The 19,047-nt window shown below is 39.1% G+C and carries 15 protein-coding genes; all 15 read right to left on the bottom strand.

The features are described from left to right. Positions 1–37: 37 nt before the first annotated feature. The gene (locus G4420_RS10935) at positions 38–1,072 is read right to left on the bottom strand and encodes an MraY family glycosyltransferase (protein ID WP_163323682.1); all 1,035 of its coding nucleotides are present in this window, start codon (positions 1,070–1,072) and stop codon (positions 38–40) included. A 281-nt stretch (positions 1,073–1,353) separates the two neighbouring features. Next, positions 1,354–2,781, bottom strand: a complete 1,428-nt coding sequence (locus G4420_RS10930; protein ID WP_163323681.1) for a capsule assembly Wzi family protein — start codon at positions 2,779–2,781, stop codon at positions 1,354–1,356. Between the two features lie 152 nt (positions 2,782–2,933). Then, positions 2,934–4,061 carry a GNVR domain-containing protein gene (locus G4420_RS10925; protein WP_163323680.1) on the bottom strand — a complete coding sequence of 376 codons (1,128 nt, stop codon included), beginning with the start codon at positions 4,059–4,061 and terminating at the stop codon, positions 2,934–2,936. A 75-nt stretch (positions 4,062–4,136) separates the two neighbouring features. Beyond that, positions 4,137–6,569 (bottom strand): SLBB domain-containing protein, encoded by a 2,433-nt coding sequence (locus G4420_RS10920; protein ID WP_163323679.1) that lies wholly within the window; start codon positions 6,567–6,569, stop codon positions 4,137–4,139. Positions 6,570–6,691: 122 nt separating this feature from the next. Beyond that, a complete protein-coding gene (locus tag G4420_RS10915; protein ID WP_163323678.1) occupies positions 6,692–7,576 on the bottom strand; it encodes a glycosyltransferase in 885 nt (294 codons plus the stop codon). A 143-nt stretch (positions 7,577–7,719) separates the two neighbouring features. Further along, entirely contained in the window at positions 7,720–8,445 is a 726-nt protein-coding gene (locus G4420_RS10910) for a glycosyltransferase family 2 protein (RefSeq protein ID WP_163323677.1), read from the bottom strand. A 4-nt stretch (positions 8,446–8,449) separates the two neighbouring features. Then, positions 8,450–9,277: a glycosyltransferase family 2 protein gene (locus G4420_RS10905; RefSeq protein ID WP_163323676.1), complete on the bottom strand. Its 828-nt coding sequence runs from the start codon at positions 9,275–9,277 to the stop codon at positions 8,450–8,452. A 21-nt stretch (positions 9,278–9,298) separates the two neighbouring features. Next, positions 9,299–10,363: an acyltransferase family protein gene (locus tag G4420_RS10900; protein WP_163323675.1), complete on the bottom strand. Its 1,065-nt coding sequence runs from the start codon at positions 10,361–10,363 to the stop codon at positions 9,299–9,301. A gap of 33 nt (positions 10,364–10,396) precedes the next feature. After that, on the bottom strand, positions 10,397–11,569 hold the full coding sequence (locus tag G4420_RS10895; protein ID WP_163323674.1) for a hypothetical protein: 1,173 nt from the start codon (positions 11,567–11,569) through the stop codon (positions 10,397–10,399). 71 nt (positions 11,570–11,640) lie between these two features. Then, entirely contained in the window at positions 11,641–12,456 is an 816-nt protein-coding gene (locus tag G4420_RS10890) for a glycosyltransferase family 2 protein (protein ID WP_163323673.1), read from the bottom strand. 71 nt (positions 12,457–12,527) lie between these two features. Further along, positions 12,528–14,210 (bottom strand): capsule assembly Wzi family protein, encoded by a 1,683-nt coding sequence (locus G4420_RS10885; RefSeq protein ID WP_163323672.1) that lies wholly within the window; start codon positions 14,208–14,210, stop codon positions 12,528–12,530. A 361-nt stretch (positions 14,211–14,571) separates the two neighbouring features. Then, complete coding sequence (locus tag G4420_RS10880) at positions 14,572–16,353, bottom strand: capsule assembly Wzi family protein (protein WP_163323671.1); 1,782 nt, start codon at positions 16,351–16,353, stop codon at positions 14,572–14,574. A 232-nt stretch (positions 16,354–16,585) separates the two neighbouring features. Further along, the gene (locus tag G4420_RS10875; RefSeq protein ID WP_163323670.1) at positions 16,586–17,116 is read right to left on the bottom strand and encodes an REP-associated tyrosine transposase; all 531 of its coding nucleotides are present in this window, start codon (positions 17,114–17,116) and stop codon (positions 16,586–16,588) included. Positions 17,117–17,201: 85 nt separating this feature from the next. Further along, a complete protein-coding gene (locus tag G4420_RS10870; RefSeq protein WP_262888323.1) occupies positions 17,202–18,686 on the bottom strand; it encodes a flippase in 1,485 nt (494 codons plus the stop codon). Positions 18,687–18,878: 192 nt separating this feature from the next. Then, positions 18,879–19,046, bottom strand: coding sequence for a hypothetical protein (locus tag G4420_RS10865; protein WP_204273656.1), 168 nt, complete (start codon positions 19,044–19,046; stop codon positions 18,879–18,881). Between the last annotated feature and the right edge of the window lies 1 nt (position 19,047).

Genomic DNA, 19,047 nt, shown 5'->3' with positions numbered 1-19,047 from the left:
TGATCATCATATCAATCAGAATATCGAATTCTGGTCCTTACGAAGAATAAGCTTTTTTAGTCCTTTTTGTACGTAGTATATAAGATGGAATCATTGAGAAGCCAAGGCCAACAAGGAAAATAATAACAAACTGCAGATTTACATTTAGCTGCCAGTAGTTGAGGCCAAGTGCAATTGCAATTAACACAAGGTTACCTGCCAAAATGGTTGATGTTACTTTTAAGTGCGAATGAAGCAAGGACAACAAACGATGATGGATATGGTTTTTATCCGGAGAAAAGGGTGAGCGACGTTGGGCTATCCGTATGGTCATTACTCTTAGTGTATCAATAAGAGGAACAATAATGATTGCAAATGAAACAGCCGGTGCTCCAACTATGCGGTAAGGCTCCGGTGCGGTCAGATTCAGTTCGTTAAAAGAAACAACCATTATTGAAATTAGAAATCCGATTATCAGCGAACCGGTATCTCCCATAAACAGCTTGTTGGAATTGCCAAACACATTGTAAATAAAGAAAGCTGAAAGCGTGCCAACCAGCGCAAATGCCATAATGGCTAAAGGATAGTTACCGGTTAAATAAAACCAGCTGCCAAATACCAATGAAGCCAACGTGCCTATACCGGACGCCAGCCCATCAACACCATCAATTAGATTAAATGCGTTTATAATAACGATCATTGCAAACAGTGATATTGATATTCCAGTTATATGGCCAATTTTGTGTTCCCCAAGTACACCATGCAAATTTGTGAAGTGAATGTTGGCAAAGGAGATGAGCAAAATGACCGCAACTATTTGAATAATTAATTTTTTTCGGGCTGAGATAATAATCAGGTCATCTTTTAAACCGGTAAAAAACATTATTATTACTCCTGCAAGAATGTATTTAAATTCCGTAAACTCTAATCCGTCAGTTGCAAAGATGGCACTTAATGTAAAAGCAATAAAAATAGCAACACCTCCAAGTGGAGGAACAACTTTTGTGTGAACTTTTCTTTCTTCAAAAGGTTCAAATAATCGCTTAGATATAGCGATACGAATGATTGGTGGTACTGCTATTAAAACTAGCAAAAAACCAAGTATAAGTGCAGATAGGATTAGGATTATTTCCATAACGAAATACTATGATGTTTTTTGTGTTTTCCAGGTCTGTTAATTATGAATTGGTACGTGTTCTTAATTAGTTAGATCGTTTTAACGAGGTTAAAATTAAAGAAATTTAATTAAAATAAGAATATTTGCTCAGAAAAAGATCAAAATCTAATCAAAATGTTGTGATAAACATCTTTATTCATAAACTTTTAGAGGGTAGATTGTTAGCATATTTTATTAACGACAGGGGGCTGAAAATTTTATTTAGTGAAGTGATATTTGAATGAAAACATTGCACCTAACCGTGTAGTGGTAACTCCATTATCGTAAAGACTTCCATGGTCGGTAGCAACAGATGCTGAAATACTCAACTTTTTGGTGGGTGGTTGCCAGGAAACCTGCCCCAGGGCTGATACTTGTTTTCGGGATGGTTCGATCGTTGTGCCTCCTTGGCCATTGTGCCGGCCAAAATTATTGGAATAGGTGAGCAGTGCCTTCCAGTGTAAGGTTTCAGAAAATAACCCATCCGAGCCAAGGTGGAACCCTGCAAAACGTGTACTTTCAAATCCTCTGCTGGTGCCATCTGCAATAACTACCGGACCAAACAGCGGACTTACCATTGCCATTTTATCATAGGTGGCACCTGAAAGGTAAAGCCCATGGTTAAAATAATCATCAATTCCCCGACCACGACCGTTTTCGTCAGGAGCTTCGCCGATAAGATAAGCTCCACTTTGGTTTTTGGTATGGAAATATTCGAGCACAATATTTTTTAAGTGAGCCTGCTTTTTGTTAAAATCAAGGTGAATACCAATCAGGTTATCCGGGTAATTAACGAATTCCATTCCGGAGTGATCCTCATAAGGATGGCTGATATATAGTGTTGCATTCAGTTTATCCCACGTTTTCTTAAATTCCATCTGATAAACCCCATAACTGTTTCCCATCGCATTAAGTTGTTCTTCTTCAATAACCTTATTGCCACCAGCACTGGCTGTTAAATATTCGAAGTATGCTTCCCAGCCCGGAAATTCACCGTAGACAGGATGGGTGCCCCACCACATGACAAAATGTTCAATGCCAACTGTTACCTGTATCGATTTTGGTTGACCAAAGCGAAAGTATAAGGCTCCCCGGTGTAAATGAGTATCTTTTACAAACCGATCGTCGTTGAGTATGCCCTCTTCATAAAAGCCATTAATAAAAAACCATTCTGTCATTACCGGAACAAAGCGGTTAAAACCAGCTCTTATTTTTGGGTGAGGACGTGCATTACGCGATGCTGCCAGGTTCCCGTTAGTGGTTGACAGTCCGGCATAAACTTCATCCTCGGGGAAAGCGCCAACTTGCAGTTGAAGAAACTTCCAGCTCATGCTTCCAAAAAGCTGGGTGAAACGGATGTCGTTTTCGTCGGCCAGTAGCAGATCCAGATCAAGTCCGACTTTATATTTAAAATCAGAAGCCCCAATTTGTTGCTCATGAAAGGCATTTAAACTGAAGTTTTGTATTGCACTGCTGTTTTTATCGAATTGTCCGAGCTGGTTGGCCCATAGCCAAAACGGCAGCTGGCCTTTTGTGCCTGCCAAAGTGTTTGACTCCAGACTAATTGATTGGGCAAATAAGCCGGGTAAAGGAGCGATACACAGAAACAAGAGGAGTGTAACTATTTTTTGGGTTTGTTTTTGCATTAGATTTTAAACGATGGTATTGTGGGTTTATTTTATTCGGTAATTAACATTTTTGTCAATGGTCTTAATTTATATCACATCCTTCTACCATTTCGTTTTTTATTTTCGAGTATGTAGTTGGAATTAAGGTAGAACGTATTGGTTTTGGGAAATTAATCAATGTTATTTGTACCGTTTGAAACGATAAATTCCTTCCAGAGAACTATACAAGTACCTGCGAACAAACCTATTAGTGTGAGGCTGATAATTGTGAACATTGTTTTGGGCTTACTTTTCTGTTGGGGCACTTTTGCCGGTTCAATTACGGTAAATACCGGTGTTTTATCCTGTACGAGTATTTGTGCCTGTTCTCGCTTCTGCGCCAGACTTTTATAGAGGTTTGAGGCCAAAGTGCTTTCAGTAACCAGCCTGTCACGGCGCGATTTTGCTGATGCCAGAATTACGTTAACATTACTGTCATCGTAATCGGCTAAAGCTTCCTGTTTTTCAAAATACCGGGCTTTGGCTTCCTGATACCGGGCCTCGATAAACGCAAGGTCTTTTTTCTCCTTGCTGGTGTGATAATCAATAATGTATTGTTTTAAACTGGCGATTACTTTTTCGGTTAATAACGCTGAAACGTACGGATCCTGTTGTTCCACACTTACTTTAATAATTTTACTGTCGCCACCTGTAATTCCACCTTCCGATTTAATAATGTTTACTGTTATGGTATTGGCCAGTCCCTTGATCAAATCCAGGTCGCCCTGAGAAAGATTTAAAGGTTCTCCTTCGTTTTTTTGAGGGATCATTCGTTTCTCGCCCTTTGATTTTAGCAAGCTCAGGGCATAACCCGGCCATCCGGCAATAGACGGTTTGGTATGTTCCTGCAGGTATTCGCCAACCGACACTGTCAGATCTTCTTTGGGTAAATACACGTTTTCCTGTAAAATATCGATAAGGAAAGTTGTACTCTTTACCACTTCCGGATATAAGTCAGGGGTTAAAGCAGTGTTGTTACTTCCACTCATATCCAGGCCCATTAAACCTCCTACGTCAAATCCTGCAAGGTTTCCCAGTTGTCCCATTAACCCATTTGCCGGGCTGTTAGAGTTGGATTCAGCTAACAAACTAACTTCAGTTTTATATACCTTCGGAGTAAATACCACAAAAAATACACCTACCAAAAAGGCAATAGCGGCTGATTTGATAAGTATTCCGCGGTTTTGTTTTAGCCTGATAAGCAAATCTTTTATCTCGAGGTAATCTTTTTTATTTATGATAGCTGTATTCTTGCTCATTTCTGATTAGATGAAAATTTACAGTGAACTTGTAACATCAATAATTTCTTTGATTATTATGGGTACTTACGGTTATTACATGCCATTGATCAGGGCAACAACAATAAGAGACAGCGAGGCGGCTAACGAAATGGCACCTGTCTGAGAAAGTTTTCTTCGTTCGCCTTTACTTGGAACAATTATTTCTGCTCCTGCCTGTAATTCGGGGTACTTACGACCAAATAACGTTTTGTCAGTCTTTCTTACTGAGCCATTTGCGTAAACCACATAAATGTGGCCTGGTTTTGATCTTTTTGTTAAACCTCCGGCATTCGCCAGGTATTGTTTCACCTTAAGCGATTCGTCGAAAGGAACTACATTGGGATTGTAAACCGAGCCACTAACTTTAATGGTTTGTAACGATTTTAATATGCGTATTGAATCTCCTTCCTGCAGAAGTAAATCGCTTTTTCCACCCGGATTGGAGAGAATACTTGAGAGGTCAACTGCAATGATATCAAATTCGTTTCGGATGATATTAATATTGTTCGATGATTCTTTTTCCATTGTAATGTTGTCAATAGCTTTGTCCGTCAGGGTTTTGTTCGGGGTTCTTTTCCGAATTAAGCTGGCACCGTTAATATAAGCCTCTGTGGTAATACCGCCCGACCTTTTTATTAAATCGGAGATTCGTTCCGTACGGGAAGTTATAGAGTATTTCCCGGGGAAGTTAACTTCGCCGTTAATACTAACCAGCATTTGCGGAATATAGGCAGGAGATTTGCGAATAAACACCTGATCGAAAGGTTTTAATACAAAATTGGATGCTTCGTCACTTAGCGCCAGGGATTTATCGATTGGGAATTTAATTACATCAGCAAGTTTTACCGAAGTAACTGTTGAGGTGTCGTTTTGCACCCGTCTGGCAATCTCAATATTTGCTGTAGAAGCCGTTTCCAATAAACCTCCGGCCTGAATAATAAAATCTTCAACTGTTGTATTTTCGGAGTAGGGATAAATTCCAGGTAGTTTTACTTCGCCTTCAATTTGTATCGTGCGTGTTTCGCGCAAATCGTGGATCGAAGGGATATGAACAGAGTCTTCACGTTGCAGGGTAAAATCGAGATTGGAAGCCAATAAATTATTCAAATCAACGGCAATATGCTCCCTCGTGAGATCGTCTTGTAAACGGAAAACAGAGATGCGGTCTTTAAATACATCTTCGCGTAAACCTTCGGCTTTGTCTATTAATTCTTTTATTGTGGTTCCTTCGTTGATGGCATAAGTGCCCGGGCGAAATACCGCTCCCGAAATAAATACCCGGTTTTCAAATCGATTTAAAACCGCATCAATTTGCACTTCGTCACCATTCTCCAGGCGAATGGCATCTAAATAATCCGTGGCAATGTCTAATATGCGCTTTTCTTTGCCTGTTTTTCGCAGGATCTTAACCCTTTCAGTGTATGCATTTCCGGTAAATCCTCCTGCAAAATCAATTAATTCTTCCAACGATTCGTCGGGTTTGATATCGAAGGCCATGGGGCGTTTCACTTCTCCGTTTATCCTTACACGGTTTTCATAAGGAGGGATGAAAATGATATCCTGATCCTGCAAACGGATGTTATTGGATTGTTTGGCATTTATTAAGTATTCGTAAAAGTCGATGTTTGCAACAATTTTATTGTCACGTATTATCTGTACATCCCGGATTGAACCATTTTCCGCAGGACCTCCGGCTATGTACATGGCGTTAAAAGCCGTTGCCATTGCCGAAATATTGTAAGTTCCGGGTAAAACGACTTCGCCCACAATATTTATCTGGATACTCCGTACAGCACCGAGTGTGACTTTCATTGAGGTTTTCCCATCCTTTAGTCCGGAGTAAATCTGGCCTAAAATTGTTTCCAGTTTTTTCCCGGCATCTTCTGTGGTCATTCCACTTAAAAATACGGGACCAATATTCGAAATAATTATACTTCCATCGTTTGAAACCACTTCCTGGTAACTGTGTTGCGATGCGCCCCAAACGTCGATGTTCACCAGGTCGCCTGGGCCAATTAAATAATCGCGCGGCGTTAAAACATTAAAGCTGGGTTCGAAGGTAAGGTCGGTATTTTTAAACAGGGAAAAACCAAAATTATCGCTTGATTGCGTTTTTGTGGCGTAGGAAAGTCGTTCTTCCAGGCTTTCAGGATACTCCACCGTTGGGCGGGTGTTTATTTTTACACCCTTGCTGCCATCCTCCATTAACTTGTTATCGTACAGACGTTCAGCGCGTTCTTTAAATTTCTCAATTTCGCTCTCATTCATTCCCCTCGACCGGGCTAAAGATTCGATTTGGTCGGGTGTCAGGCCCGACTCAATCGCACGTTGCATGATAACCCGCATTTGGGCATCCGAAATCTGGCTCGATTTTATATCTGAGACATTTTGCTCCATCGGGTTCAGGTTCTGGGCCAGTAGTTTCCCCGGCATTAGAAACAGGAATAGTAGAATGAAGCAGGAATATTTAACGATATTGAATCTCATAGATATAGCTTATGTTTTAGGTATTAAATAATGTACAGTATGTGTAAATATTGAGCAATAAAAGTAATAAAATCTTATTTCAATAAAGTCATCCAGTGCAGTTCTTCATAAGAATTCGAAATTTAGCTGCGCTTTCTAAATTTTGATTGTAGCTTTTTGGCAAAAATAAAAAGCGCGTAAAATACTTTTAAAAAGGTAAGCAGAACGATATTTGTATTGGCGTGGTATTGATTAAAAACGATTCTGCTATTGAATAGATGACGGATTTGCGCCAGCTGATTCATTTCTTTGCTGATAACAGCGGAATGCTCGTGATAAAATTTTAGCTGCAGTGCGAGGTAATTCTTAAGCCCGGCTTTTTTTACTTTTAGCCCCAATATACGTTCCTCTTCATACAAAAAAGTACGTTCGTCGAAATAGTTTAATTGGGCAAAAGTTTCCAGCTTGCCCATGAAAAAAGAGCCGGTAAGGCAATCTACAGGCATTAGTTCCTGTTGCAAAGGGAGGTCGTAATAAACGGCCTCGTTGGCTTTTGCCCTGTTAAATCCAACTACAGTACTGATATCATAAGTTAATCCCGGAATTTTCCAGGCAGCGTTACGGGCAGGTTGGCCATCCATATGCATGAGTGGTGAAATAAAAGCAATGTCGTTACATTGCTTGTAGTAGTTAACGAGTTGTTGTAATAGCTTCGGATTATCGATTGAAATATCGTTGTTGCTTATCACAACAAAGGTGTTTTCCTGTATTTTTTTCTGAAGGTATTTTAAGCCAAAATTATTTCCGTAAGCATAGCCACCATTGTATTCCGATTGTATGATTTCTACTTGTTCTTCATCTTGTAGATGTTGAACCAGAGCATTGTAAGAATTGTCGGTTGAACAGTTGTCGACTACCAAAATGGAAAGCTGAATACCCTGTTGTTGTTTTAATTGCCGGATGTAGCCAACAGTGGCTTTCCACGAATTATAATTCAGAATTAGTATAACTACACGAGGCGTTTCCATTTTTGTTCTATAGCGTGTCTTTTTTTATTTCGTTTTGTTCGGTAATACTTATTAGAACCCGGTTGATAGTCACCCTTCGACTACGCTCAGGGTGACTGTCAGACTGAGCGTTGTCGAAGTCTGATTTTATAGCCTAAACGACTCTATCTTAATTTTGTTTTTCGTCGCACAAATCGCGCAACGAGAAGCAAAAGTATGGTAAGCCGAAAGGCTATTTTATAAAACAGCGAATTTGTGTTGGTATGGGCGTCCAGTGGCGTTTTGTTCTTGTCATGCCTTCTGTATTTCACCAGTTTGGCGGGGCAGAATATCGGGTTAGTATAAAGTTCCGCATTTAGCCCGATCCATAAATCGTGCATGGCAATTTTTTTCGGGAAGGGGAGGACAATCGGCAATAAATCCTTATGAAAAGCCAAACAACAACCCATGTAGGAATTTTTTGTGAGGTTTTTTAAAAAGCCCTTTCGCGAGTTATAGATTTCGAATATTGATGAAGCAATTCCTTTTCCTTCCCGGTTTATTATCACTCCATCCGAAATTACAAGTTTACTTTTTGCCAATTCATTTACCAGAATTTCTACTTTGTCGGGCATCCAAATATCGTCCTGATCGGCTAAAAAAATATAGTCGCCTTTAGCTTGTTTTAATGCAAATTCGAGGTTAAATATTGGGTTGGCAAAACGCTGCTTTTCAAATAGTCTTATTTTGGGATTGTTATACGACCTGATAATTTCAACCGTTTGGTCGGTTGACGAATCATCAGAAATAATAATCTCATCAATAGCCCGGCTCTGGTTAAGAATCGAATCGAGCTGTTGCTTTATGTAGCGTCCGCCGTTATATGTTGGTATACAGACCGAAATAACCATTTTGTCAGAGGAGTTTAGCTAGCGATATGCGCAGTTTGTAATAGAAAAGTTTAAGGAGTGAATATTTGTTCGACAAACATTTCATCATCTGCCAGCTTTCCTTATTTCTTTTTATAGTGAGCGAAAAACTGGCCATACGCGATAACAGGTAAGTGTTTTTAATCGCCTCAGCACCTACTTTATTTTTTTTGTGTTGCCGGTATAGTAAGCCCGGCTTTTTAAGGTAATCAATTACTCCTGATTCGGCGACTTTTAATACAATCCACCAGTCGTGCATTCGGGCCTGTTCAGGGAAGGGCAGAACCAGAGGTTTCACCTTCTTATTCATGATAAAAGTGCAGCCCGGAGCCGGATTATTAATCAATAACCTGTAACAATTGTATACATTGTCAGGATTCACCTTTGAATAGTTCCAGAACGATGAACTGATTGTATTTAATTGTTCATCCACTACTTCCAGATCGCTAAAAACCAATGCCGCTTTATGGGGGTTATTCTGCTCCAGTTGCTGAATACAAGCTAACGATTCTTCTATTTTATGGGGTAACCATACATCATCCTGATCGCAAAACATGATATATTCAGCAGAACTGTATTCCATCAGTTTTTCAAAACTTCGCATTGGCCCCAGGTTTTTTATCTTCTCATCAACGATGATTATTTTTTTCGGATGGGTTTCCTTAAAATGCTTTAACATTGAAAGAGTCTCGTCCGTAGAACCATCATCTCTGACAATTAATCGCCAATCAGTAAATGTTTGGCTTTGCAAAGATTTAAGAAGATCCGGGAGATAAGATCGACCATTAAAAGTTGATAATAAGATATCGACCAAGGTTGTTCTATTTTATATTTACTACAATAACTTCTTTTTTAAATAAGAAGCTCCACGCGATTCAACAACTTTATAGGTAAAGAAACTATAAAGAATTATCAATGTAACCGAAATTATGAATATTAAAATCAGATGAAAGTTTGTTTTGCTTAAGCCTAAAAAAGTAACAATTCCTTCAGGAACCAAAATCAAAATGATAAAATGATTTAAGTAGATGGAATAGGATATATCGCCCAGAAACTTCAGGGGTTTTGATTCAAGCAACTTACTTAGAACACCATCTGTTTTTAGAAAAGTTAATACTGAAAATCCAAAATACAGGGGAATTATTGCATAGCTAACTATATTTTTACTTAGACCTGTTACGTTAAATGATATAAATAGTAGGAACAAGAATAGTATTGGCAGAATAAACTCAAGTGAGTTGTTTATTTTGAATTTTTTTAATGAAAACAACCACACAAAGTACCCGATATTAAATGAAATAAAACCTCTCAGAAAACTTAAATCGCCTTTAATTTCGAATAACCAACCATTTATAATCAGGAAAACTGCACTGAGTATTATTATAGTCATTAAAAAAGGTCTGGTATATTTTTTTGGGATGAATACCATTGAAAAACCAAAGATAATATATGAAATCATTTCGGCTGAAATTGACCAGGAAGGAGGATTCATTCCAAAAGTATTTCCAAGAATAGGAGTGGAATTGGTAAAAGCTATGGTATCCAAATATTTTTTAAACAGTGCATAGAATGGTTCGACAGTTGAAATATACGTTGGTAAGAAATAATTGAAAAAAAGATCGGTCAGAAAAAAAGCCGTTGTTGAGAAAAGAAGGAGAGGATAGAGCCGGATAAAACGTTTTTTGATATAAGTAATAAATTCCCCTATTGTTTTTATAGTGTTGTAATTATAAGAAATTACAAAGCCGGATAATACAAAAAAGAAATCGACAGCGAGATAAGACTCACGAATGAAAAAGTTGTTGTATAGGTATGATGGCAGAAAATCTTCTTTATAGTGAAAAAGAATAATCATCAAACAGAAGATGCCTCGTAATCCATCTAACTTTGTAATTCTCATGTATTACTAATGTTTGCTAAAACTGTTTTAAATCTATTTAACTCCATTTACAACAATCCTGTTTTCGCTATTCGTTACCATAAATGACCTGGAAAAGACATAAACCAGTACCATCATACCCGTAGAACTGAATAAAAAAGGATTTGTACCGGCGATAAAAAGATAGGCTATATAGGCAACTGAAACCGAACTAAAATTTTTATCCCTTATATCTTTTATGATTGGGAGTATTAAAATCAAAATAAATATGAAAGTGATCGGCAGCCCCCATACTCTGATAGTCTCCAGATAGGTAAGTTCCGTTACTGTTGTAAGCTTATTGAATCCTGACGAATAAAAAGCTCCTCCAAAACCTTGCCCAAAAAATAATTGTAAGCCATTTTCTGAAAAATACTCCAAATAGGATTCGAAATGTCCAAGTTTTACGGAGTTGGATATTTCGCTCTTATCAAAAAGTATGGTAAGAATAGTTGAAACCTCGTATATAAATACCAGAGAAAGTACTATCGTCAATAAAATAAAAGCAGGCTTTGATTTTTTAAAAGTCCATAAACATACATAGAACAGGATAATAAAAAGAAGCGATACCAGGTTTGCTCTTGTACCTGAAAGGAATAATGTCACAGTTATGGCAATTAATATAAAATAGTGTATAAAACGGGCCTTACTGGTTTTATCCATCAATATGCGTTGAAGGAAATAAGCCAGAGGAAATACGAGCAAAGGAGATGTTCTGAAGTAGATCATTAGCATCGTGATTGGTCCATATTTTCTTAAACCAAAAACTGCAATGTTTTTATCGATTACCAAATATTTGGTAAGAACCAGATACATCGAAGGTTGTAAAATAAAAAAACAATATATACCCAGCGTAATTACTATTATTAATAGTGTTGATCGATTTATAACTTTAGTTAAATCAAAACCTGTATCATATATTATAAATATCAACAGGAAAAAGAAAAATGAATTAAAATATACAATAGCTTGTAGGTCTGTATTTTGTAAGAAGTTATTAATGAGCCCCATTGACAAAGCATAAAAAGGCATAAAAAACGAAACAAACAGTATGATATAGATAAGCCGCCTTGGAGGTAGTTCTAAACGCTCAAAAAGTTTCCCTGAACCCCAAATTAAAATTACCAGTCCAAATAATACGTATTTTAAATGCAAAACCCGATTATTCGGATCAATGATTGCATCCACAAACAACAATACTATCAATAGATTTAGTAATGTTGAATAATACTTTTTGTAATTATGAATTAGAGAATGAATCAATTTAGTAACTTGAAAATTGCACGAATAGGTCGAAGCAAAAGTACGCCCAGTTTGTACTCGCGTGACTGAGTAATTAGTTCATATTCAAAAGATTCCTGGGGATCCAGTAAATGTTGAGAATAAATGTCCTGGTGATTCAAATAAATTTGATGCCTCAGTTTACGCAAATGTTCTCTACGTGAGAGTACGGAAGCATTTCTTGAACTTCTTTTAATCCGATAAAAAAAGCCGGTGTCATTTAAGGTATGTACAGCACCTCCGTTTTTTAGCAACGTTATCCAAAAATCCCAGTCCTCAAAACCTTCTCTCATATTTGGGTTGTATCCCTTTGTTTGGTCAAAATCTGACCTTCGGAAAATGGCTGAAACCACTATAAAGTTTCTTGCCAGCAGCTTCTCCAAGGAATAGGTTTCAACAGGTAAAATACTTTTTTTTGCCCCAAAAAGTGTGACTTTGCAATTTACCACTTTAATTTCATCGTTCTTTTCCAGAATTTCAACGGCTTTCTGAATAAAATCGGCACCAATTTTATCGTCTGCGTCCAAAGGTAAAATGTACTTACCTGTCGATTTTTTAATTCCCAGGTTACGGGCAGCGGAAACGCCTTGGTTTTTTGTTTCCAGTACTTTTATCCGGGTGTGCGAAATCCCGCGTACTGTTTTGTTGGTTTGCGAGTCCGTACTTCCATCGTTTACTACAACAATCTCGTAATTATCATAGCTTTGTGAATGAACACTTGCGAGACACTCAGTCAGATATTTACCTTGATTGTAACAAGGAACGATAATTGAAATTAACGGGGAGATCTGCATTGGCGAATTGGTATAATGTTGGTCGTTTTTTTAGTTTGCTAATAAGCTAGTCTTATGGTTTAATTATAGTATCAGAATCGGTAGGATACACCAAATTGCGTATGCAGGTTAAAGGTGTTGTTGGGGTGTGTCCAGTAATCGGCCTGTACTTCGGCCCAAGTGGGCTCGTACAACCATTGGTAGTTTCTGCTGCTAACCAGCTTTATTTTTCCATATACCAAAAAGTTTTTATAATCCCAGTTGGCAAAAACCGAAGTGCTTAAATCCACCCAGTTGGCCCGGAAATCTTTAATGGATTCGTACCAAAAATTATTATTGTGCACATAACGTTCGAATTCAATACCTACTTGTTTAATTTCTCTGTTCCAACTAATTTCAAGAGTTTGGGTGTTGCTCCCGGGGTCAATTCCTGCACCCACTAATTGTCCTTTATGGGTATAACCATGTTTAACCTGATGATGGTAATACCAGGCGTTAGCTAAAGGATTTGTATAGTCACGGTTTCTATTCAATGTTGTCTGACTTAAAGCCATTTGGGTAATTTCTCCCCGTACCTGGAAATAACGATCTCCTTTAAAGCCCAGTAATTTATGTGCTCCAAGAATATAAGCGGAAGTATGCGTTGGTTCCATCAAAAAATCACGCATGTCCCAGGAATGGTCTTCGCGGCCATATTCAAAATAAATTTCGGCATTCGATTCAGGGAAAAGCCATCTGGCAAAAAGCGAAATAAGTTGATCCTGTCGCTGACTGTCTACCTCTTCATTGGAACCGCCAGAACTTTTGGAAAGCAAACTAAGTACCGGCAGATAATCAGAAAATCCTGAGCCCATATCTTCCGAGTAGATTTGAAAACTTCGTGTAAAGCCCAAAAACAAACCGGGCACCCAGCGGGGTTGGTAGCTTAAAACCATAGCATTTAAATAGCGCCAGTCATCCGGCAATCCTTCGGTATATCCCGATTCTTCAAGTTTTCCTGCAATAAGCTGTCCTTCGAAAGAACCAATCGGTGTTTTTACGGGGCGCACCGTATTTAAGGTCAGGTGTAAAAAACCGGTTGCCGAGTTGGTCATGAGCAGGGAGTTTTTATAACCCGGTCCCCACCATAGGTTTTCGTTCGACAGCCCAATGGAGATGGGCTTATACGTTAAACGCACGCTACTTTGACCTAACAGAAACTTTGTGTAATGAAAACCACCGATACGTTCCGGTAAATCAATTGTTCCTTTTGAGTTGGGAAATTGCAGATTCAAAGAGGTTGTATAGCCGGAGGGGAAACCATCGTATAATTTATTGTGGGCATACACCAATTCCGGATTAAAGTTTATACTCAGCAGGCTGTATTTAAAATAGAATCCCAGGTCGGCGCGCATTTGTGCTCCCCGGGCCGGAATCATCGAACCATCGTTAATGCCCTCCGGATGATGGCTGTTGTACTGGTTCAGTATACTCACGGGAAGCAGGGTGAATTTCCCCCTTCCTTTGTGAAAGGTAAAGGTGCTGTTAAAATTGGTTAGACTGGAATTTTCCAATGTATTTTCAGGATCGAAAATATTATCAGTATCCAGTGCTTCTGAAAACAAAGGCCGGGAGGTGAAAGATAAGGTCGGATCCACATTGCCCAGCAACTGTTGACGACGGTAATAATCGTTCAGGTTTTGTTTATTTAGGGATAAGGACTGCGCCCAACTACTCTCCGCGCCAATAAAGAATAGTAGGGAGAAGAAAAGTAGGTGTTTATATTTTGTGTACATGATATGAGATACTTGATGTTTGATACTGGATACTGGATTCTGGATACTTGATGCTGGATACTTGATGCTTGATGCTGGATACAAACTCGTAACTCGTAGCTAGCGGCTCGGAGCTTGAAACGCTTTTTACTTTATCCTTTTGCCTTGATTCTGGATACTGGATTCTTGGTACTAAAGAATTGTAAAACTGATAAATTGTAGTTCTTAACTTTGTATCTTATTCACTGTGAAACTCTTTGATTTCTCGGAGTAACTCTGTGGTGAAATCCTTTAGATCTTTTTTGCCTTTGTACAGGATCCAAACTCGTAACTCGTGGCTAGTGACTAGTGGCTCGTAGCTTGCAAGGCTTTTGCTCAGATACTAGAAACGATACATAATTCCCAACTTACTATGGAAATTAAACACATCTTCGCCACGACTGTTATCCCAGTATTCGTTCCAGTTAAAGTCATACTCCCATTGATAGTTTTTGGCACCTACAAATTTTAAATTCAGCGAAAACAAGAGGTTCTTGTAATCCCAACTTCCGTTTAATCCGGCTGCCAGGTCGACCCAGTGCATTCGTATATCCTTTATGATTTCATTGTGAAAATCTTCGTTGTGGGCATACCGTTCCAGCTGAAGTCCAATCCCTTTTAAACCTTTGTTCCAGCCCACATTTAAACTCAGTAAGTTACTACCCGGTCCGATTCCTGCACCTAGCAGTTGCCCCTGGTGGGTATAACCCTGCCGGACGCCAACGCCGGTGTACCAGGTTTTGCTGCCCTGTTGGTAAACTCCCTGAGGACCTCTTGATACTGAGGTTGGATTTTTCGCCAAATGAGTGATTTCCATACCCACCTGAATCACCTGGTCCTCCGAAGGGAGGTCAATTAGTTTTCTGAACCCGTAATTAAAGGCCCTTGAATGTTCCATCTCCACAATAAAATCTCTTCCGTCCCAATGATTATCGGCCAGGCCATATTCCGCATATATTTCAACATGAGCTTTGGGCCAGACATAACGCATAAAAAACGAGTAGTAGGCGTCTCTTTTCTGGTAGTTACTCAATTCGCCCTCTTCGGTATCTCCCGCTTGTTTCTCTATCCCTTTTTGACTGAAAGGACTAAAAACGGGCAAATAGGCATTGAAGGAGTCGTCCATATCGATCTTATACATCTGGAAACTACGGATTAAGCCCAGGTGAAGGCCTTCTACCCACTTGGGGCTGTAATTCAGGATCATGCCGTTAAAATATCGGTCGTCTTGCCGTTTGGGCGAATAAAAGCCAATGCCGTTATGGTCTTTTGCCTCGGTATTGGGAGGCGGGTATCCCGAAGCCTTTAGATTCCCAATTATAATTTGTCCTTCAAAGGAACCCACAGGTGTCTGAATCGGACGTGTGGTATTTAAAGTATAATGACGAAAACCGGGCGCCGTATTGGTCATTAACAAGCTATTGCGTCTGCCGGGGCCCCACCAGAGGTTTTCATTGGAAAGGCCCAGAGAAATGGATTTGTAATTAAGTCGTACACTGCTTTGTCCCCAGTTGAATTGGTTGTAGGCATCTTCGCCAAAACGCTCCGGCTGGTCGATATAGTTTAAGGTATTAAAATAATATTGGGCCCATCTTAAAGTAGCCAGCTCCGGGTTTTCCCGGGTTAACGGAAAACCATCATAATCCGGATTCGAAGCATAGACATATTCAGGTTGTATTTTAATGGAAAGAGAAGGAAGATCATCGCTAAAAGCAACATTAAACCAGAGGCCACCGCTCACGAAGGTCTGATAACCTTTGGCAGGAATCATAATCCCATCGTTCCAGTCTTCAGGATGGTGCGAATTGTATTGATTGGTCCAAACCAAAGGAAGAAGCTTTAGCGAGAGATCTGAAGGCAAACGTTTACCCAAAAGCTCATTAACATCCCGGTCAAAAAAACTTCCTGTGTTTTCAATTGGCCGGTGTGGATCATCTACTCCAAAAGCTTCGGTAGGAAATAGGGGATAGGAGACAAAAGAATAATCCGGCTCGATATTACCCAAAAGTTGTTCTCTTCGGTAATAATCTTCCAGCTGATCAAAGTTGCTTGAGAGCGCTTGCGCACCAACTTGTTCGGTAACAACAAGCAATAAAGCTACTATTAGATAATATTTCCAGGTCATATTCTGTTTTTCTTGTTTTTGATGGGAGTTGTTTCTATTCTAAAATCATCGCCCTTACAGACGATGCTTTAACATGCCGGGGTTGTGCCCCTATGTTTTTACCAACCTTTCGTCCCTTCCGGGACTTTTTTTCTGAAAGTCCAATACCAATTTGTAGCAAAATGTGGTTCAAAATTTATTGACTCACCCCGCTGGCGCGGATTTGTAATCCGTGCCATTGCTAAATGTAATTCTATTTTACAACAATGATATCTAACAAACCATCTTCGCCTGCGTAATCACTAGCGCTACTATATACATAATCCTCAGCATTAAAGACTAATCCTGCTTCAACCGGATTTTGATGTATATATGCTATTTTCTGATCTATTACAGTGTTGCTCCATAGCTCAATTGGTTTGTTATCAGATCTCCAGAAACGGAAGCCTTCGGATGTTTCAAATTGTTCAAGTAACCACTCTTTTCTACTTTCCTGTAAATTCTCAACAATAGCACTCTTAATGGCTTTGCTGGTATATTTCTTATAATCCCGTAAAATATCGGATAAGCTAGCAACTTCTTTTGTTCTTATTACTAGATGTAAATGATTGGTCATTATACACCAGGCAAATATTTCAAGACCTTTATATTTCTGGCAATATTTCAGGTTCTCCACAAGAATATTTTTGTATTCATTGCGTGTAAAAACATCTACCCATCCTTCTACAGCAAAAGAGACAAAATAAATCCCATCGGGATTGTGAAACTTGTATTTCCTACTCATTGTTTTGTTCTTTAGCCTTATTGGCTAAGGCACGAATAGCAAATCCGCGCCAGCAATGTTTTATAAGAAATTGTCTGTCCTTACACTACTGTACCCTACCTTTTCTCTTGCTTAAAACAGCCGGTATCCAGCCTTTTGTTTTTGCAAAGACAAAAGCTTCATCGATTAAAGGATTTTTAAATATCCAGCCCTGAATACTAAAATACACCAGTGCTGACAGCGGAACAGCAATTAGAAGGCAGATAATCTCATTCTCAGAAACCGTACGCACCCCATAGGCAATGGGAATAAAAAGTAAACATGACAGAAAAGCTTTCGACAGCATTCCCCAAACCAGTTTAAATTTTATGAATTTATACGCAAAATAGCCGGCGATTCCGGTTACTATAATTTCGCTTGAGACGGTAGCCACAGCTGCTCCTTTATCCTTAAAGCTGCCAATGAGCAAAAGGTTAAGTACAATACTCACAACCATACCTGCAAGCGTTGCCCAGAGGTATTTTCGTTCGTAACCGGCCGGTATTAACAGTTGAAAACCAAAAATATGGGCAATCCCTATTATCAATGCCAAAGGTGCACTAATTTTCATGGTAAGTACTGCATTGGCAAATTCCAACCCTGAAATAGAAATAATAAACTCATTGGCAAAAAGAAAAAGCCCAAAACTAACAGGTACACCCAGTAAGCAGGTAAAAGCAAAGGATTGGTTAATCAATTTATTTACCTGAATTTTGTCGCCGCTTTCAAGGCTTTGAGTAATACGCGGTATTAATACCGTACCCAGGGCTATAAGCACCGGAATGGTAATTTTATTGATCTTTACGGCTGCTGTATAAAGTCCCACTGCCGTGTCGTCGGCCAGAAAACCCAGCAGCAAGGTGTCGATGACCGAATAGATGCTAATGGATACTGAAGTGCCCAGCAAGGTTAACAATGCCGGAATATGACGTTTGAGTTCCAGTGTTTTGAAATGAAAGGAGATGATATTTTTGATTCCCCATAAATTCCATAAGTGATTGGCTAAAATTGAAAATATTACCACGGCAAAATAGACCAGCAAATCTTCCTTTGTTTTTACAAATACAAACAACGCTACTAAAGAAAGTGCTTTTATGCTAATGGAGCGCATGGATAAAAAGCGAAATTGCTCCATGCCATTGTAATACCAGTCGAGGTTAGAGAAGGCACTGATAACAATTAATCCACCCAGCAGGTAGAGTTGCAGATCATCGTGAAACCAGGGAACTAAAAACAGAATTCCCAGGTATACCAAAAGCAAAAGAAGGGAACTAAGAACGTTTAGAAACAGCAGCTCGGAAACCGTTTTGCCTATTTGTGTTTCATCGTGGCGGATTTTTGCAATTTCACGTACGCCGTAAATGGGTATTCCAATGGCTGCCAGTAAAACAAAATACTGGGCAAATACCAGGATAAACTGAATCTTACCAAAAGCCTCCGGACCCAATACCCGCGAAGCATAGGAAAAGCTGATAAAGGGAAACAATAAGTTGCTCAACAGGAGCAAACTATTGTGAAATAAATTCCTTTTTATGGATGCTGTTTTTTTCAAAACTTGGTAATGGTCGGTAAAAAGTGCTTACTGTATTTGTTTTGCTATTTTAAATACATTTGCCGGTCATGTGGCAAAAACCACGGGAAGGGATTCACGTGGCAGCATGGTTTCTAAGCCTTATTGGCTAAGGCACGGATTACAAATCCGCGCCAGCGAAGACTCTTATTACTAGATGTAAATGATTGGTCATTATACCCAGGCAAATATTTCAAGACCTTTATATTTCTGGCAATATTTCAGGTTCTCTACAAGAATATTTTTGTATTCATTGCGTGTAAAAACATCTACCCAGCCTTCTACAGCAAAAGATACAAAATAAATCCCATCGGGATTGTGAAACTTGTACTTCCTACTCATT

Origin of the sequence: Draconibacterium mangrovi (assembly GCF_010586825.1) — a bacterium.
Classification (GTDB): domain Bacteria; phylum Bacteroidota; class Bacteroidia; order Bacteroidales; family Prolixibacteraceae; genus Draconibacterium; species Draconibacterium mangrovi.
This window is presented reverse-complemented; position numbering and strand designations above follow the sequence as displayed.

Excerpts from the sequence above, each read along its gene's own strand:
- G4420_RS10930 (WP_163323681.1), bottom strand. The coding sequence starts at position 2,781 with ATGCAAAAACAAACCCAAAAAATAGTTACACTCCTCTTGTTTCTGTGT.
- G4420_RS10900 (WP_163323675.1), bottom strand. The coding sequence starts at position 10,363 with ATGAGAATTACAAAGTTAGATGGATTACGAGGCATCTTCTGTTTGATG.
- G4420_RS10875 (WP_163323670.1), bottom strand. The coding sequence starts at position 17,116 with ATGAGTAGGAAATACAAGTTTCACAATCCCGATGGGATTTATTTTGTC.
- G4420_RS10885 (WP_163323672.1), bottom strand. The coding sequence starts at position 14,210 with ATGTACACAAAATATAAACACCTACTTTTCTTCTCCCTACTATTCTTT.
- G4420_RS10915 (WP_163323678.1), bottom strand. The coding sequence starts at position 7,576 with ATGGAAACGCCTCGTGTAGTTATACTAATTCTGAATTATAATTCGTGG.
- G4420_RS10865 (WP_204273656.1), bottom strand. The coding sequence starts at position 19,046 with ATGAGTAGGAAGTACAAGTTTCACAATCCCGATGGGATTTATTTTGTA.
- G4420_RS10880 (WP_163323671.1), bottom strand. The coding sequence starts at position 16,353 with ATGACCTGGAAATATTATCTAATAGTAGCTTTATTGCTTGTTGTTACC.
- G4420_RS10925 (WP_163323680.1), bottom strand. The coding sequence starts at position 4,061 with ATGAGCAAGAATACAGCTATCATAAATAAAAAAGATTACCTCGAGATA.
- G4420_RS10890 (WP_163323673.1), bottom strand. The coding sequence starts at position 12,456 with ATGCAGATCTCCCCGTTAATTTCAATTATCGTTCCTTGTTACAATCAA.
- G4420_RS10910 (WP_163323677.1), bottom strand. The coding sequence starts at position 8,445 with ATGGTTATTTCGGTCTGTATACCAACATATAACGGCGGACGCTACATA.
- G4420_RS10920 (WP_163323679.1), bottom strand. The coding sequence starts at position 6,569 with ATGAGATTCAATATCGTTAAATATTCCTGCTTCATTCTACTATTCCTG.